12 protein-coding genes are annotated in these 16,265 nt (G+C 72.4%); 3 read left to right on the forward strand and 9 right to left on the reverse strand.

The features are described 5' to 3' along the window. Window positions 1-3: 3 nt before the first annotated feature. Both ACIQOE_RS10070 and ACIQOE_RS10075 read right to left on the reverse strand, forming a co-directional pair. Window positions 4-1,644 (reverse strand): ABC-F family ATP-binding cassette domain-containing protein, encoded by a 1,641-nt coding sequence (locus ACIQOE_RS10070; protein ID WP_363017836.1) that lies wholly within the window; start codon window positions 1,642-1,644, stop codon window positions 4-6. 55 nt (window positions 1,645-1,699) lie between these two features. Beyond that, entirely contained in the window at window positions 1,700-2,722 is a 1,023-nt protein-coding gene (locus tag ACIQOE_RS10075; protein WP_401410824.1) for an oxidoreductase, read from the reverse strand. A 65-nt stretch (window positions 2,723-2,787) separates the two neighbouring features. Between ACIQOE_RS10075 and ACIQOE_RS10080 the strand changes: the two genes are divergently transcribed. Next, window positions 2,788-3,750 (forward strand): FAD-dependent oxidoreductase, encoded by a 963-nt coding sequence (locus ACIQOE_RS10080; protein WP_351314632.1) that lies wholly within the window; start codon window positions 2,788-2,790, stop codon window positions 3,748-3,750. A gap of 4 nt (window positions 3,751-3,754) precedes the next feature. On the opposite strand, the gene ACIQOE_RS10085 is transcribed toward ACIQOE_RS10080, so the two are convergent. Then, a complete protein-coding gene (locus ACIQOE_RS10085) occupies window positions 3,755-5,710 on the reverse strand; it encodes a Xaa-Pro dipeptidyl-peptidase (RefSeq protein ID WP_401410826.1) in 1,956 nt (651 codons plus the stop codon). Window positions 5,711-5,933: 223 nt separating this feature from the next. On the opposite strand from ACIQOE_RS10085, the gene ACIQOE_RS10090 reads away from it, so the two are divergent. Next, window positions 5,934-7,403 (forward strand): M1 family metallopeptidase, encoded by a 1,470-nt coding sequence (locus ACIQOE_RS10090; RefSeq protein ID WP_351314638.1) that lies wholly within the window; start codon window positions 5,934-5,936, stop codon window positions 7,401-7,403. 99 nt (window positions 7,404-7,502) lie between these two features. On the opposite strand, the gene ACIQOE_RS10095 is transcribed toward ACIQOE_RS10090, so the two are convergent. Continuing rightward, window positions 7,503-7,994: a macro domain-containing protein gene (locus ACIQOE_RS10095; RefSeq protein ID WP_351314641.1), complete on the reverse strand. Its 492-nt coding sequence runs from the start codon at window positions 7,992-7,994 to the stop codon at window positions 7,503-7,505. 42 nt (window positions 7,995-8,036) lie between these two features. Beyond that, complete coding sequence (locus ACIQOE_RS10100) at window positions 8,037-9,506, reverse strand: amino acid permease (RefSeq protein ID WP_401410829.1); 1,470 nt, start codon at window positions 9,504-9,506, stop codon at window positions 8,037-8,039. 264 nt (window positions 9,507-9,770) lie between these two features. Between ACIQOE_RS10100 and ACIQOE_RS10105 the strand changes: the two genes are divergently transcribed. Continuing rightward, the gene (locus tag ACIQOE_RS10105) at window positions 9,771-10,496 is read left to right on the forward strand and encodes a MerR family transcriptional regulator (RefSeq protein WP_351316018.1); all 726 of its coding nucleotides are present in this window, start codon (window positions 9,771-9,773) and stop codon (window positions 10,494-10,496) included. A 27-nt stretch (window positions 10,497-10,523) separates the two neighbouring features. Here ACIQOE_RS10105 and ACIQOE_RS10110 read toward each other — a convergent pair whose 3' ends face one another. From ACIQOE_RS10110 to ACIQOE_RS10125, 4 genes are read right to left on the reverse strand one after another with little or no spacing between them, the layout of a single operon-like run. Then, entirely contained in the window at window positions 10,524-12,719 is a 2,196-nt protein-coding gene (locus tag ACIQOE_RS10110; protein ID WP_401410831.1) for a 3-hydroxyacyl-CoA dehydrogenase NAD-binding domain-containing protein, read from the reverse strand. Window positions 12,720-12,759: 40 nt separating this feature from the next. Beyond that, the gene (locus tag ACIQOE_RS10115) at window positions 12,760-13,974 is read right to left on the reverse strand and encodes an acetyl-CoA C-acetyltransferase (protein ID WP_401410833.1); all 1,215 of its coding nucleotides are present in this window, start codon (window positions 13,972-13,974) and stop codon (window positions 12,760-12,762) included. Between the two features lie 37 nt (window positions 13,975-14,011). Next, window positions 14,012-15,025 carry an LLM class F420-dependent oxidoreductase gene (locus tag ACIQOE_RS10120; RefSeq protein ID WP_365557459.1) on the reverse strand — a complete coding sequence of 338 codons (1,014 nt, stop codon included), beginning with the start codon at window positions 15,023-15,025 and terminating at the stop codon, window positions 14,012-14,014. After that, window positions 15,025-16,173, reverse strand: coding sequence for a CaiB/BaiF CoA-transferase family protein (locus ACIQOE_RS10125; protein ID WP_362642840.1), 1,149 nt, complete (start codon window positions 16,171-16,173; stop codon window positions 15,025-15,027). Before ACIQOE_RS10125 ends, ACIQOE_RS10120 begins: the two co-directional genes overlap by 1 nt. Between the last annotated feature and the right edge of the window lie 92 nt (window positions 16,174-16,265).

Here is a 16,265-nt window from a genome sequence, read left to right on the forward strand (position 1 = left end):
GGCCTAGCGCTCCGTGACCTTGCCGCCGGCGACCTCCAGGCGGCGGGTCACGTGTACCGCGTCGAGCATGCGGCGGTCGTGCGTGACCAGGAGGAGGGTGCCCTTGTAGGAGTCGAGGGCGGACTCCAGCTGTTCGATGGCGGGCAGGTCGAGGTGGTTCGTCGGCTCGTCCAGGACGAGCAGGTTGACGCCCCGGCCCTGGAGCAGCGCGAGCGCGGCGCGGGTCCGTTCCCCGGGCGACAGGGTGGCCGCGGAGCGCAGGACGTGGTCCTGCTTGAGACCGAACTTGGCCAGCAGGGTGCGCACTTCGGCCGGTTCGGTGTCCGGGACGGCCGCGCAGAAGGCGTCCAGCAGGGACTCGGTGCCGTGGAAGAGCTTGCGGGCCTGGTCCACCTCGCCGACCACGACCCCGGAGCCGAGCGCCGCGTGCCCCGCGTCCAGCTCCACCCGGCCCAGCAGGGCGGCGAGCAGGGTCGACTTGCCGGCGCCGTTCGCACCGGTCACGGCGACCCGGTCGGCCCAGTCGATCTGCAGGGTCACCGGTCCGAAGGCGAAGTCGCCGCGGCGCAGTTCGGCGTCGCGCAGGGTGGCCACCACCGCACCGGATCGCGGCGCCGCCGCGATCTCCATACGCAGCTCCCACTCCTTGCGCGGCTCCTCGACCACGTCCAGGCGTTCGATCATGCGCTGGGTCTGGCGGGCCTTGGCGGCCTGCTTCTCGCTCGCCTCGCTGCGGAACTTGCGGCCGATCTTGTCGTTGTCGTTGCCCGCCTTGCGCCGGGCGTTCTTGACGCCCTTGTCCATCCAGGAGCGCTGAGTCTGCGCGCGGTCCTGGAGGGCGGCCCGCTTGTCGGCGTACTCCTCGTAGTCCTCGCGGGCGTGCCGCCGGGCCGTGTCGCGTTCCTCCAGGTAGGCGTCGTAGCCGCCGCCGTAGAGGTTGATCTGTCCCTGGGCGAGGTCGAGTTCGAGGACCTTGGTGACGGTGCGGGTGAGGAACTCGCGGTCGTGGCTGACGACGACCGTGCCGGCGCGCAGGCCGGTCACGAAGCGTTCGAGCCGTTCCAGGCCGTCCAGGTCGAGGTCGTTGGTGGGCTCGTCCAGGAGGAAGACGTCGTAGCGGGACAGGAGCAGGGAGGCCAGGCCCGCGCGGGCGGCCTGGCCGCCGGAGAGGGAGGTCATCGGCTGGTCGAGGTCGACGGCCAGGCCGAGGGAGTCGGCGACCTCCTCGGCGCGCTCCTCCAGGTCGGCGCCGCCGAGGCCGAGCCAGCGTTCCAGGGCGGTGGCGTAGGCGTCGTCGGCGCCCGGCGCGCCGTCGACCAGGGCCTGGGTCGCCTCGTCCATCACGCGCTGGGCCTCGGCGACCCCGGTGCGGCGGGCCAGGAAGGCGCGTACCGTCTCGTCCGGCCGGCGCTCCGGCTCCTGGGGCAGGTGGCCGACGGCCGCCGACGGCGGGGAGAGCCGCAGCTCGCCCTGTTCCGGTGCGACGAGTCCGGCGAGCAGTCGGAGCAGGGTGGACTTGCCCGCGCCGTTGGCACCGACCAGCCCGATCACGTCGCCGGGCGCGACGACGAGGTCGAGCCCGGAGAAGAGGGAGCGGTCGCCGTGCCCGGCGGCGAGGTTCTTGGCGACGAGGGTGGCAGTCATCAGGAGGCCGATCCTAATGCGCCGCGGGCGTGCCCCGAGCCCGGTTTCCCGCCGGTCAGCGCGTCACGGCCGCCACCAGGACGCTCCCGGCCGCGCGTGCCACCAGATAGGTCCCGTCCCTGGCCGCCTTCCCGTCGAGCGGGATGCGGTGGCCGCCCTGTTCCAGCACGCCGTCGAAGAGGTCCTGGGTGCGCGGGCGGGACAGCCGGTCCAGGCGGTGGGCGGTGAGCGTGACCCGGCAGGACGCGGCGACCTCGACCACGGCCGTGCCGTCGGCGGCGGTCAGGCGGGTCAGCCGGCGCGCCGGGAGCGGGCTGCGGTCCAGGGCGTGTTCGACCCGCGCGACGAGGACCGGGACGATCGGGGGCGCCGCGTCGACGAAGGGAGCCGCCACCGCGGCGCGCTCGAACGCCCGGCGCACGGCGGCCCGCTCGGCCTGCCCGGCCGCGGGACCGAGGACCACGGCGGCGTAGCCGCGGAGTTCCTCGGCCGGGACGCCCTCGGTGTCGCCGGTGATGTCGGCGCCGATGCCGTGGGCGCGCAGGGCCGCCGCCAGCTTGGCGAGGAGGGCGACGCGGGCGCCGATCAGCAGGACCCGGCGGCCCGGCGGCGGGACGGGGCCGTCGAGGAGGGCGCCGAGGGCCTGCCGGTAGGCGGGGCCGGGGAACCGGAACGGGCCGATGCCGTGGTAGCCGTTGCGTTCCAGGTCGGCGATCTCCCCGGTCTGCCAGGCGAAGTCCCGCCAGACGTAGTCGTCGCCGTCCCGCTCGATGACCGCGGTGACCGCGCCGCAGGCCAGGTCCTCGCACTCGGGGCAGCCGTAGAGGATGTGCCGGCCGCCGGGCAGCGGCGCCCCGGACTCCAGGAGGAGGCCGCGGACCTGGGCGGTGAAGATCGCGGGCGGGACGTCGGAGGCGAGCGGCGAGACGGCGTCCGGGCCGTAGAGCTGGAAGAGCAGCGGGGACCCGTCGACGACGAAGTCCACGAAGTCCCGGTGGACGTCGTGGCCACCGTCGGTACGCGGGCCGCCGGCGCGCGTCGCCGGAGCCAGCCCGAAGGTCGCGTATGCGGCAGACATGCTGTGAGTATCCCCGCGGCAGACCGGGCCGGTCGCAGCATGACAGGTTCCGCTAGCGTCCCGGCATGGACCGTGAAGTGAGTGGTGACGTGATCGTGGTCGGCGCTGGGGTCGTCGGGCTGACCACGGCGGTGGTGCTGGCCGAGAGCGGGCGGCGGGTGCGGGTCTGGGCCCGGGAGAGCGGCGGGCGTACGACCTCGGCGGTCGCCGGCGGCCTGTGGTGGCCGTACCGCATCGAGCCGGAGCGGCTGGTCGGCGAGTGGGCGCTCACCTCGCTCGCGGTGTACACGGAGTTGGCCGAGCGGTCCGCGCGGACGGGCGTACGCCTGGTCGAGGGTGTACACGACGGCCTGCGGCTGGACGGGCTGGGGTCCTGGGCGGCGCGGGTGCCGGGCCTGGCCGACACCGCCGAAGGGCTCTCGGCACGGCTGCCGTTGATCGACATGGCGGTCCATCTCGCCTGGCTGCGCGAGCGGCTGGCGCAGGCGGGCGGCACGGTCGAGGAACGGGAGGTGCGCGCGCTGGGCGAGGTGCCGGCCGCGGTGGTGGTCAACTGCACCGGTCTCGGCGCCCGTTCGCTGGTTCCCGATCCGTCCGTGCGTCCGGTGCGCGGGCAGCTGGTCGTGGTGGAGAACCCGGGGATCGGCACCTGGTACACGTCGGTCGACGCGCCCGCGGACGGGCCGGGGCAGGCCGGCAAGGGCGTCTCCGCCTACTTCTTCCCGCAGCCCGGCGGGCTGCTGCTCGGCGGCACGGCGCACGAGGACGCCTGGTCCCTGGAGCCGGATCCGGCCGTCGCCGCCGGGATCGTGGCGCGGTGCGCGGCGGTCCGGCCGGAGATCGCCGGGGCCCGCGTGCTGGAGCACCGGGTGGGGCTGCGGCCGTACCGGGACGCGGTCCGGCTGGAGCGTGAACTCCTGCCGGACGGGCGGGTGCTGGTGCACAACTACGGGCACGGCGGGGCCGGGGTCACGGTGGCCTGGGGCTGTGCCCGCCAGGCGGCCGGGCTGGTGGGCCCGGCCGCCTGAGCGGTCAGCTCGCGGGGACCCGGCGCACGGAGTGCGGGACGCGCACTCCGGTCAGCCTGCCGGTGCCGGGAGCGGTCCAGCGGGCGGAGGTCGCGCGGGTGAACGCGGCGGCTCCGCCGACGAGCGGGACCTCGGCCGCGGTGCGCGACAGGTCCAGGGTGAGCGTCGGTGTCGTGGACGGCGGATCGATGAGGTCCTTGTCCGTGCCCGCGACGATCAGCGCCAGGCGGTGCCCCTTGGGCACGACGTGGTCGGTGGCCGCCAGGTCGAGGGTGATCGTGTACTTCCGGCCCGGGGTGAGCGGGACGCCGTGGCCGGGGTCGGCGTAGGTGCCGAGGTCGGCCCAGCCGCGGCTGAAGACGGTGTAGTCCACGGCCTTGGTCTTCGCCGCGGTCTTCAGGAAGCAGGCGCTGTCACCGGCCGTGCTCTCGCCCCAGCAGGTGCGGTCGGTGAGCGTGGTGATGCCCTCGCCGCCGTCGGCGTAGTCCCGGACGGTGTCGGGGCCGACGTCGACCAGGACGGCGCTCAGGTGGGCCGTCGAGGTGGTCGGGGTGGCGGTGACCGTGACCTCGGAGGAGCCGGACAGCCGCAGGTCGCGGGTGAGCGGCGCGGTGAGGAATCCGGCCTTGTCGGCGGTCGGGGTGGCGAGCTGTGCCGCCCAGTCGGTCTCGCTGCGGGCCGGGTCGTCGGTGAACGTCTCGGTGCCGGAGCCCCGCTTCACCCCGAGGGTGCCGACGCCCGCCCGGGTGCCGGCTGCGGGGCGCAGGGTGGTGGCCGTGGTGCCGTGCGGCGGCCAGACGGCGGAGGTCACCCACTGGTCGGGGTGGCGTTCGACGTCGGCCATCGGCTCGCGGTCGATGCCGTTGTCGTAGCCGAGGAGTTCGTGGTCGAACCAGCGGTGCAGGGTGTCGACCCAGGCGCCGCGCCGGTAGTCGAAGGGGTCGACGTGCCCGGTCTGGGAGAGCCAGATCTTGCGCTCGACGCCGTTCTTGGCGAGGGCGTCCCACCACTGGCCGAAGTTCTTGGTGCGCACGTTGAGGTCCTGCATGCCGTGCACGAGGAAGACGCTGGCCTTCACCTTGGACGCGTCCTTGACGTAGTCGCGTTCGGTCCACAGGCCGGTCCAGTCGCCGGTGCGCGGGGCGCCGTCGACCAGTTTCTGCTGGACGGCGCCGCACTTGGCGTAGGCGTCGTCGCTCTCCACCGCGCCGGCCAGCCAGTCGGGCCCGGAGTCGTACAGCGGGGCGCCCTGGGCGAAGTAGTAGTCGTACCAGGAGGAGATGGAGCTGATCGGGACGATCGTCCTCAGGCCCTTGACGCCGGTCGCGGCGACGCCGTTGGCGATGGTGCCGTCCCAGCTCTTGCCGATCATGCCGGTTCTGCCGTTGGTCCAGGTCGCCTTGACCGCCGTGCCGCCGGTGCGGCTGCTGTAGGCCTTGGCGCGGCCGTTCAGCCAGTCGACGACGGCCTTCGCGGACTGGATGTCCGAGCGGCCGCCGACGTCGACGCAGCCGTCGGAGCGGTTGGTGCCGGCCAGGTCGACGCCGACGACGGCGTAGCCGCGGGGCACGAAGTAGTTGTCGTAGAACAGCGGCATCCGGACGACGTTCCCGGCCGCGTCGTAGGTCTTGAGCTGGCTCTCGTTGCCGCGTCCGCAGCAGGAGTAGTAGGGGCTGGCGTCCATGATGACCGGCACCTTGCGGCCCTGTGCGGCCGGTTCGGCGGGCCGGACGATGTCGGCGGCCACCCGGTCGGTCCTGCCGTCGCCGTCGGAGTCGAGGCCGGTGTCCACCCAGACGGCCTCGCGGATGGCGCCGGCGTAGGAGTAGACGGGCCGGCTCTCGCGCGGGCCCCGGCCGGCCGCCTGGGCCGCGACGGGGCTGAGGAAGGCGGCCGCCAGGGCCGCGACGACCGCGATGACGAACGGTCTCCAGGTCGTGAAGCGCGTACGTTTCGGCATGCGGCGGACGCTACCCCGGTCAACTCCCGCGCAAAAGACGGCACCTGAGTGACCGGCGGAACTGATTGCGGCCGAATGGCGATCGTGTGACAGCGGGGGCCGTGGACAGGCGAGGGGTCACAGGGACTCAATAGGCTCCGAACAGTTTCCGTGCTCCGTCGACCTGGCGTTCCGCCCGCGCGTGGCGGGACGCCTCGGCCCCCCCTACCGATCTGGAGTTCTCGTGCACCGCAGAATCCTCGCGCCCGGCGCACTGGCGGCGGCCTCCCTCCTGCTGGCGGTCCCGGCGTCGGCCGCGGGCCACAGCCCCGGCGCGCCGGGCATCGGCGACCCCTACTACCCGTACTACGGCAACGGCGGATACGACGTCTCGCACTACGACCTGCGCCTGCAGTACCAGCCGGCCACCGACGAGCTGTCCGGCACCGCGACGATACTGGCGCGCACCACGCAGGACCTGTCCAGCTTCGACCTGGACTTCCTGCTGGACGTGAGCGAGGTGCGGGTCAACGGCGCGAAGGCCGCCTTCACCACCTCCGGGCAGCACGAACTGGTCGTCACCCCGGCGTCGCCGCTGGACAAGGGCACGCAGGTCACGGTCGTGGTGCGCTACAGCGGGGTGCCGTCCACCAAGAGCGCGTACGGCTTCAGCACCTGGCACCGCACGCCCGACGGGGCGGTGGCGGCGGACGAGCCCGAGTCCGCCTGGTGGTGGTACCCGAGCAACGACCACCCGCTGGACAAGGCGACCTACGACGTCTCGGTCGCCGTCCCGGACGGCACCCAGGTCATCTCCAACGGGCTGCTCCAGTCGAGCAGTTCGCAGCGCGGCTGGACCCGGTACAACTGGCGGCAGAACAAGCCGCAGGCGACCTACCTGACCACCCTGGCCGTGGGGAGGTTCGACATCACGACGAGCACCTCCGAGGGCGGGGTGCCGGTCGTCAACGCCTACAGCAAGGACCTCGGCGACAACGACGGGGCGGCCCGGGCGAGCGTGGAGCGCACCGGGGAACTCGTGGACTGGCTCTCCGGCTACTTCGGGCCGTACCCGTTCAGCTCGGCCGGCGGGTACGTGCCGAACACGACGACGGGGTACGCGCTGGAGACGCAGAGCCGCGTGTACTACAGCCCCAAGCAGTTCGCGAACGGCTCCAACACCTCCGTGGTGGTGCACGAGCTGGCGCACCAGTGGTACGGCGACGACGTCTCCCTCAAGGGCTGGAAGGACATCTGGCTCAACGAGGGCTTCGCCCGGTACGCGCAGTGGCTGTGGTCCGAGCACGAGGGCGAGGGCACGACGCAGGAGCTGGCCGACTACGTGTACGCGTCGCATCCGGCCGACGACGCGTTCTGGACGGTCAAGCCCGGGGATCCGGGCCCGGACGACCAGTTCGACATCGCCGTGTACGACCGCGGGGCGCTGGCGGTGCAGGCGCTGCGGAACGCGGTCGGTGACGACGCGTTCTTCACGATCCTGAAGGGGTGGCCGAGGGAGCACGCGTACGGGAACGCGTCGGTGGCCGACTTCGAGGGGTACGCCGAGAAGGTGTCCGGGAAGTCGCTGTCGGGGCTGTTCGACGCGTGGCTGTTCGAGCCGACGAAGCCGGCGGTGCCTGCGCTCAGGGCCGCGGGGGTGCCCGCCCAGCCACGGTCCTGGAAGAAGATCGAGGCCACGAACGACGTGCACTAGCCGGTCACCGGGTGCGCTACGCGGGGGAACTGCCGGCCGGTCGTGGCCGGTCGCGCAGTTCCTCCGCCGGCCTTCGGCCGGGGGTGCCCCCAGCGTCCCTCACAGGGCGTGTTCCTGGCCGTGGTCGTAGACGGTGACCGGGATTCCCCGTCCGGCCAGACGCTCCTGCACCAGTGGCTCGACGCGGGACCACTTGCCGCCCGCCAGGCCGCAGCCTATGCGGGGCATGTGGACGGACGCGCCGAGTCCGGTCGCCCGCTCCGCGAGGGCGGCCAGGGCCGTGTCGATCGCCTCGTAGCGGACCGGGACGCCCTTGCTGCCGGTTCTGGTGCCGTGCTGGCCGATCATGTTGGCCACCCACAGGTGGCGGCCGACCTGGACCAGCTGGACGGCGCCGAGGGCGAAGTCGTTGTCCGCCCGGTCGCGGTGCCAGGCCCGGTAGGCCTTCTCGGGCTCCGGCCAGCGGCGCGAGAGCGCCAGGACGAAGCCCTTTCCCCAGCCTCCCCTGTTGTTGCAGACATGGGCGATCACCTTGACGCCCTTGCCCGACGGAGCGGTGGCGTCACCCCGGATGTACGTGATCTCCGACATGACGCCACCCTAGGCGATGCCACTGACAAGGGCGTCGGCCCGCTACTTCGTGAGCCGGGACGGCTCCTTGCCGGCGGTCTGGGAGACCCGGCGGCGGACTCCGAACCAGCCCGCCACCAGCAGGACGCCGATGACCGGGATCAGCAGGAGGGTCTTGCGGCCGACCTCCGCGTCGTTCCACATCATGCCGAGGCAGACCATCAGGAAGACGATCGTGGCGATCTCGGTGACCGGGCTGAAGCGGAGGCGGAAGGACGGCCGGTCGACCAGTCCCTCCTTGGCCCGGCGGACGAAGATCAGGTGGCAGAGCATGATGATCACCCAGGTGCTGATGATGCCGAGGGAGGCGACGTTCAGCACGATCTCGAAGGCCTGGCTGGGCACCAGGTAGTTCAGGACGACACCGAGCACGCAGACCGCGCAGGTCAGCAGGATGCCGCCGTAGGGGACCTGGCTGCGGTTCATGCGGGAGGTGAACTTCGGCGCCGAACCGGCCACCGCCATGGAGCGCAGGATGCGGCCGGTGGAGTAGAGGCCGGAGTTGAGGGAGGACATCGCGGCGGTCAGGACCACCAGGTTCATGACGTCACCGGCCCCCGAGATCCCGATCTTGGAGAGCACGGTCACGAAGGGGCTCTGGTCGGCGGAGTACACCGAGCCGGGCAGGAGCAGCGCCAGCAGGACGACCGAACCGACGTAGAAGATGCCGACCCGCCACATGATCGAGTTCACCGCGCGCGGGACGACCTTCTCCGGCTCGGCGGTCTCGCCGGCCGCGACGCCGACCAGTTCCAGGGCCGCGTACGCGAAGATCACGCCCTGCATGACCAGGACGACCGGCATCAGGCCGTGCGGCAGGACGCCGCCGTGGTCGCCGATGACGCTCAGGCCCGGGGTCCTGCCGTCCACCTTGTGCTGGGTTGCGAGCAGGAAGATGCCGATCAGCATGAAGCCGACCAGGGTGGCGACCTTGATGATTGCGAACCAGAACTCCATCTCGCCGAAGATCTTCACCGAGATGAGGTTCACCGCGAGCACCACGGCCAGCGCGATCAGCGCGAGCGTCCACTGCGGGATGCTCGTGAACATGCTCCAGTAGTGCGTGTAGAGCGCGATCGCGGTGATGTCCGCGATGCCGGTCGTCGACCAGTTGAGGAAGTACATCCAGCCGGCGACGTAGGCGCCCTTCTCACCCAGGAACTCGCGCGCGTACGACACGAAGGATCCGGACGACGGGCGGTACAGGACCAGCTCGCCGAGGGCGCGGACGACGAAGAACGCGAAGATTCCGCAGACCAGGTAGGCCAGTGCGAGCGCCGGGCCGGCGTTGTGGAGGCGTCCTCCGGCGCCGAGGAAGAGGCCCGTGCCGATCGCGCCGCCGATCGCGATCATGTTGACGTGGCGGGGCTTGAGGTCCTTGCTGTAGCCGGCGTCGCCCGCGTCCGCGGGCGTCTGTGCCGCGTCGGTCCGGGTGGTGACGGCCTGTGCCGTGTCCACGGCGTTCTTGCTCACAGGTGGTTTCCACTCTCTGGTGCGCCCGAGCGGGTCACGCTCGGGTGTCCGGACGTTCTCGGTCGGCGCGCTCGACAGGTGGCACGGACCAAGGTGCCACCTTCCCCCGGTCTCCTTCGCGTATGCGATGGCACAGGTCACACAGCGGCACTTCTCACAAGATGGTGATCATGTCACGTCGGTGAACAAGTGAAGAACAAACGATCATCGTAGGCCTGGCGGAGCCGGTGTCACAGTGCCGCTGTGACAGCGATACTGCTGCGCATGACCACCGACACCGACAGCGCGTCCGGGGAGCCGGCGCTCACGATCGACGAACTGGCCGCCCGGGCCGGCACCACCGTGCGCACGGTCCGGTTCTACGGCACCAAGGGCCTGCTCCCGCCGCCCGTGATCGGTGCCCGCCGGGTGGGCCACTACGGGCCCGGACACCTGGCCCGGCTCGCGCTCATCGAGGAGCTTCAGCTCCAGGGCATGACCCTGGCGGCGATCGAACGCTATCTGCACCGGCTGCCGCCCGGACTCAGCGACCACGACCTGGCCATCCACCGGGCGGTCGTCGCCTCCTGGGCCCCGGACACCGAGGAGCGGGTCGGCGCGGCCGAGCTACGCCGCCGGGCCGGACGGCCGCTGGACGACGGGGACGTCGAGCGGCTCGTCGCGATGGACGCCGTACGGCCGGACGGCGACGCCTACCGCGTCGACCCGGCGCTGTTCCGGCTCGCGGTCCAGCTCCTGGACCTGCCGCTGTCCGAGGAGGCGATCCTGGCCGCGCGCACGGTGCTGATCGAGCACTCGCGCGCGGCCGCCCACGCGCTGTCGCAGCTGTTCCGGGCGGAGGTGGCGGAGCGGACCGAGCAGGACGTGAAGTCCCTGTCCGCCGATGTGCAGCCGCTGGTGGTGCAGGCGCTGCTGACCACGTTCCAGCGGTCGCTCCGGCACGAGGTGCACCAGTGGCTCGCCGGACAGGAGGAGTCCCGGCCCTCCTGAGGTGAGGGCCGGGACGGGAGAAACCGGTCAGCGGGCGTCCGTGAAGGTCTCCCCCCGGTCCGCCTTCTCCACCAGCAGGGCGGGCGGGGTGAAGCGGTCGCCGTAGGTCTCGGCCAGCTCGCGCGCGCGGGCCACGAAACCGGGCAGGCCGGCATCCGCCCCGCCGTAGGCGCCGTAGCCGTTGACGTACTGGAGGACGCCGCCGGTCCAGCCGGGGAAGCCGATGCCGAACAGCGATCCGATGTTGGCGTCGGCGACCGAGGTCAGGACGCCCTCCTCCAGGAGGCGCACGGTGTCCAGCGCCTCGGCGAAGAGCATCCGCTCCTGCATGTCCCGGAACGGGATCTCGTGGCCGGGCTTCGTGAAGTGCTCGCGCAGGCCCGGCCAGAGCCCGGCGCGCTTGCCGTCCTCGGCGTAGTCGTAGAACCCGGCGCCGCCGCTGCGGCCGGGCCGGCCGAACTCGTCGACCATGCGGTCCACGACCGCCTCGGCCGGGTGCGCGGCCCAGGTGCCGCCGGCCTCCTCGACGGCCAGCTTCGACTCGCGGCGGATCTTCTGCGGCAGGGTCAGGGTCAGCTCGTCCATCAGGGAGAGCACCTTGGCCGGGTAGCCGGCCTGGGCGGCCGCCTGCTCGACGGAGGCGGGCTCGATGCCCTCGCCGACCATGGCGACGCCCTCGTTGATGAAGTGGCCGATCACGCGGGAGGTGAAGAAGCCGCGCGAGTCGTTGACGACGATCGGCGTCTTGTTGATCTGCCGGACCAGGTCGAAGGCGCGCGCCAGGGCCTCGTCACCGGTGCGCTCGCCCTTGATGATCTCCACGAGCGGCATCTTGTCGACGGGCGAGAAGAAGTGCAGGCCGATGAAGTCCTCCTGGCGCTCGACCCCCTCGGCGAGTGCGGTGATGGGGAGCGTGGAGGTGTTGGAGCACAGCAGCGCGTCGGGCGCGACGACCGCCTCGATCTCCTGGAAGACCTTGTGCTTGAGCGCGGTGTCCTCGAAGACGGCCTCGATGACCGCGTCGCAGCCGGCCAGGTCCTGCGGGTCGGCGGTGGGCGTGATCCGGGCGAGCAGCGCGTCGGCCTTCTCCTGGCTGGTGCGGCCCTTGGCCACGGCCTTGGCGCACAGCTTCTCGGAGTAGGCCTTGCCCTTGCCCGCGGCCTCGGCGGAGACGTCCTTGAGGACGACGTCGATGCCCGCGCGGGCGCACGAGTAGGCGATGCCGGCGCCCATCATGCCCGCGCCGAGGACGGCGACCTTGGTGACCTTGCGGGGCTCGACGCCCTGCGGCCGGTTGGCGCCGGAGTTGACGGCCTGGAGGTCGAAGAAGAACGCCTGGATCATGTTCTTCGAGGTCTGCCCCGCGGCCAGCTCCACGAAGTAGCGGGCCTCGATGACCTGGGCGGTCTCGAAGTCGACCTGGCTGCCCTCGACGGCGGCGGCCAGGATGCGGCGCGGCGCCGGGTAGGGGGCGTTGTTGGTCTGCTTGCGCAGCGACGCCGGGAAGGCGGGCAGGTTGGCGGCGAACTTGGGGTGGGACGGGGTGCCGCCGGGGATCCGGTAGCCCGGCCTGTCCCAGGGCTGCTGGGACTCGGGGTGGGCGTCGATGAAGGCGCGGGCCTTGGCGAGGAGGTCCTCGGGGCTGTCGGCGACCTCGTGGACCAGGCCGTTCTCCTGGGCCCTGCGGGCGTTGTACTGGGTGCCCTGGAGGAGGACCTTGAGCAGCGCGTCGGCGATGCCGAGCAGGCGGACGGTGCGGACGACTCCGCCGCCGCCCGGGAGCAGGCCGAGGGTGACCTCGGGGCAGCCGATCTTGGTGCCGGGCGTGTCGAGGGCGACGCGGTGGTGGCAGGCGAGGGCGAGTTCGAAGCCGCCGCCGAGGGCCGCGCCGTTGATGGCGGCGACGACGGGCTTGCCGAGGGTCTCGATGCGGCGCAGGTTGCGCTTGATGGCGAGGCCGCCGTCGAAGAGGTCCTGGGCGGTCTCGGGGGTGACCCGGATGAGGTCGCGCAGGTCGCCGCCGGCGAAGAAGGTCTTCTTGGCGGAGGTGAGGACGACGCCGCGGATCGAGTCCTGCTCCGCCTCCAGGCGGTCGGCGACCGCGGCGAGGGACTCGACGAAGGCCGCGTTCATGGTGTTGGCGGACTGGTTGGGGTCGTCCAGGACCAGGGTGACGACGCCGGTGTCGTCCTTCTCCCAGCGGATGGTGGTGCTCTCGGTCATGTGAGGGTCTCCGTGAGGTCTCTTGGTTCCGCCGGGGTGGTCAGACGCGCTCGACGATCGTGGCGATGCCCATGCCGCCGCCCACGCACAGGGTGGCCAGCCCGTAGCGCTTGTCCTGGCGCTCCAGCTCGTCCACGAGGGAGCCGAGGATCATCGCGCCGGTGGCGCCGAGCGGGTGGCCGAGCGCGATGGCGCCGCCGTTGACGTTGACCTTGTCCAGGGACAGGCCCATGTCCTTGACGAAGCGCAGCACGACCGCCGCGAACGCCTCGTTGATCTCGACCAGGTCGATGTCGTCGATGGTGAGGCCGGCCTTGGAGAGGGCCTTGCGGGTGGCCGGGGCGGGGCCGGTGAGCATGATGGTCGGCTCGGAGCCGGAGACGGCGGCCGCGATGATCCGGGCGCGCGGGGTCAGGCCGTAGCGCTCGCCGGTCTCCTTCGAGCCGATGGCGACCAGGGAGGCGCCGTCGACGATGCCGGAGGAGTTGCCCGCGTGGTGGACGTGGTCGATCTTCTCCACCCAGTGGTACTTCTGCAGCGCGACCGCGTCGAAGCCGCCGAGTTCGCCGATGTCGGCGAAGGAGGGCTTGAGCTTGGCGAGGGAGTCGGCGGTGGTGCCGGGGCGCAGGTGCTCGTCGTGGTCGAGGACGACGAGGCCCGCGCGGTCCTTGACGGGGACCACGGAGCGCTCGAATCGGCCCTCCTTCACGGCCGTCGCCGCGCGCTCCTGGGAGAGCGCCGCGTACTCGTCGACGTCGCGCCGGGAGAAGCCCTCGATGGTGGCGATCAGGTCGGCGCCGATGCCCTGCGGCACGAAGTTGGTGGCCAGGTTGGTCATCGGGTCGTTGAACCAGGCGCCGCCGTCGGAGGCCATCGGCACCCGGGACATCGACTCGACGCCGCCCGCCAGGACGAGGTCCTCGAAGCCCGAGCGGACCTTGGCGGCGGCCATGTTCACGGCTTCGAGGCCCGAAGCGCAGAACCGGTTCTCCTGTACGCCGGCGACGGTGTCGGGCAGGCCGGCGGCGATCGCGGCGATCCGCGCGATGTCGGAGCCCTGGTCGCCGACCGGGCCGACGACACCGAGCACGATGTCGTCGATCGCGGCCGGGTCGAGGCCAGGGAAGCGGTCCTGGATCTCGTGGATGAGGCCGACGACCAGGTCGATGGGCTTCGTGCCGTGCAGGGCGCCGTTCGCCTTGCCGCGGCCGCGCGGGGTGCGGATCGCGTCGTACACGTACGCTTCGGTGCTCACTGACAAGCCTTTCAACGGGGGTTCGGGGCGGTGGGGGTCAGAGCCAGTTCTTGACGGTCTCGACCAGACGGGCCGGGTCCGGGCCGACGGGGATCACGTCCAGGGTGGTCACGCCCGCTTCCCGGAAGGCGGCGATGCGCTCGCGGACGTAGCCCTCGGGGCCGCACAGGGATATGAGTTCGCAGAACTCCTCCGGTACGGCGGCCGCCGCGTCGCGGTGCCGGCCGGCGAGGTAGAGCTCCTGGATGAGCCGGGCCTCCTTCTCGTAGCCGTAGGCGACGGCAAGGTCGTTGTAGAAGTTCTTGCCCGGTGCGCCCATGCCGCCGACGTACAGGGCGATCCTGGGGCGGGCCAGGTCGCGGGCGGCGGCCGCGTCCTCGCCGATGGCGAGCAGGCCGCCGGCGACCACCCGCAGCGGTCCGAGCGCCGGGTCGCGGCGGGCGGCGCCCTCGGCGAGCGGGGTGCCCCAGACGTCCTTCGCCTTCTCGGGGACGAACAGGGTGGGCAGCCAGCCGTCGGCGATCTCGGCGGTCATCCGGACGTTGGCGGGGCCGAGCGAGGCGACGTAGAGCGGGACCGCGGGGCGGACGGGCCTGGTGAGGATCTTGAGCGGCTTGCCGAGGCCGCCGGGGCGGGGCATGTCGGTGATGCCGTGGTGGTCGATGGTCTCGCGGCGCAGGATCCGCCGGGTCAGCTCGATCGTCTCGCGGGTCCGGCCGAGCGGCCTGTCGTACTCCTTGCCGTGCCAGCCCTCGACCACCTGCGGGCCGGAGGCGCCGAGCCCGATGATCGCCCGCCCGCCGGAGACCGCGTCGAGGCCCGCGGCCGTCTGGGCGATGAGGGCCGGGGTGCGGGAGTAGACGTTGAGGATCGCGGAGCCGATCTTCATGCGCTCGGTGCGGGCGGCCAGATATCCCATGACGGTGGGCGAGTCGAAGCCGTAGGCCTCCGCGACCCAGACCGTGTCGAGGCCCGCCGACTCCAGTGCGGCCGCCCGGTCCGCCGCGGCGCGCGGGTCGCCCGCGTAGTCGAGGAAGGTCGAGAGCTCCATCAGGTGCGGTCCTTGTCGTCGTCGAGCAGGGCGGGTACGGCCCAGTCGCGGGCCACCTCGGTGGTGTCCGCGCCCGGCGTCGCGGGGGCGGTGCGCACGGTGGTCGGGGTGGCGGAGAAGCGCGGGGCGGGGGCGGGCTGGGTGATGCCGCCGTGGTCGGTGAAGGTGCCGCGGGCGGCCAGATGGGGGTGGTGCGGGGCCTCGGCGAGGGTGAGCACGGGGGCCACGCAGGCGTCGGAGCCGTCGAAGACGGCCGTCCACTCCTCGCGGGTGCGCGCCTTGAAGCGGGCGGCGACCCGCTCGCGCAGCTCGCCCCAGCGGGTCCAGTCCTTGCGGGCGTCGGCGAGGTCGTCCACGCCGCCCAGCAGCCGCAGGAACTCGGCGTAGAACTGGGGCTCCAGGGCGCCGACCGCCATGTGGCCGCCGTCGGCGGTCTCGTAGGTGCCGTAGTACGGGCAGCCGCCGTCCAGCAGGTTGGCGGCGCGCCGGTCCTGCCAGCCGCCGGCGGCCACCATGCCGTGGATCATCGCGGCGAGGTGCGCGGTGCCGTCCACGATGGCGGCGTCCACCACCTGGCCGGTGCCGCCCGCGCGCGCGTGGTGCAGCGCGGCCAGGACGCCGACGACGAGGTAGAGGGCGCCGCCCGCGTAGTCGCCGAGCAGGTTCGCGGGGACCGCCGGGGGCTCGTCGGGGCGGCCGATCATGCCGAGGGTGCCGGTGAGGGCGATGTAGGCGATGTCGTGGCCCGCGCGCCGGGCCAGCGGTCCCTGCTGGCCCCAGCCGGTCATCCGGCCGTAGACCAGGGCGGGGTTGCGGGCGTGGCAGTCCTCGGGGCCGACGCCGAGGCGCTCGGCGACGCCGGGGCGGTAGCCCTCGATCAGGATGTCGGCGCGTGCGGCCAGGTCGAGGACGCGGCCGGGGCCGTCCGGGGCCTTCAGGTCCACGAGGACCGAGCGCTTGTTGCGGTTGGTGACGTCGTACGCCGGGTCGATCGCGAGGCCCTGCCCGCCGGGCCGGTCGACGCGGACCACGTCGGCGCCGAGATCCGCCAGGAGCATGGCGGCGAACGGGCCCGGTCCGATGCCTGCCAGCTCCAGCACGCGCACGCCGGAGAGCGGGCCGTGTCCTGGCGTCCCTGCCGCGGTCATGCCGCCCCCAGTCATTGACACAACTGATGTAACACCGACGATGCTAGGAACACGTTCCACCGGAGACAAGGGTGAACGAGCAAGCGCTTAGT

The sequence above is a fragment of the Streptomyces sp. NPDC091282 genome, assembly GCF_044757385.1.
Lineage (GTDB): Bacteria > Actinomycetota > Actinomycetes > Streptomycetales > Streptomycetaceae > Streptomyces > Streptomyces gramineus.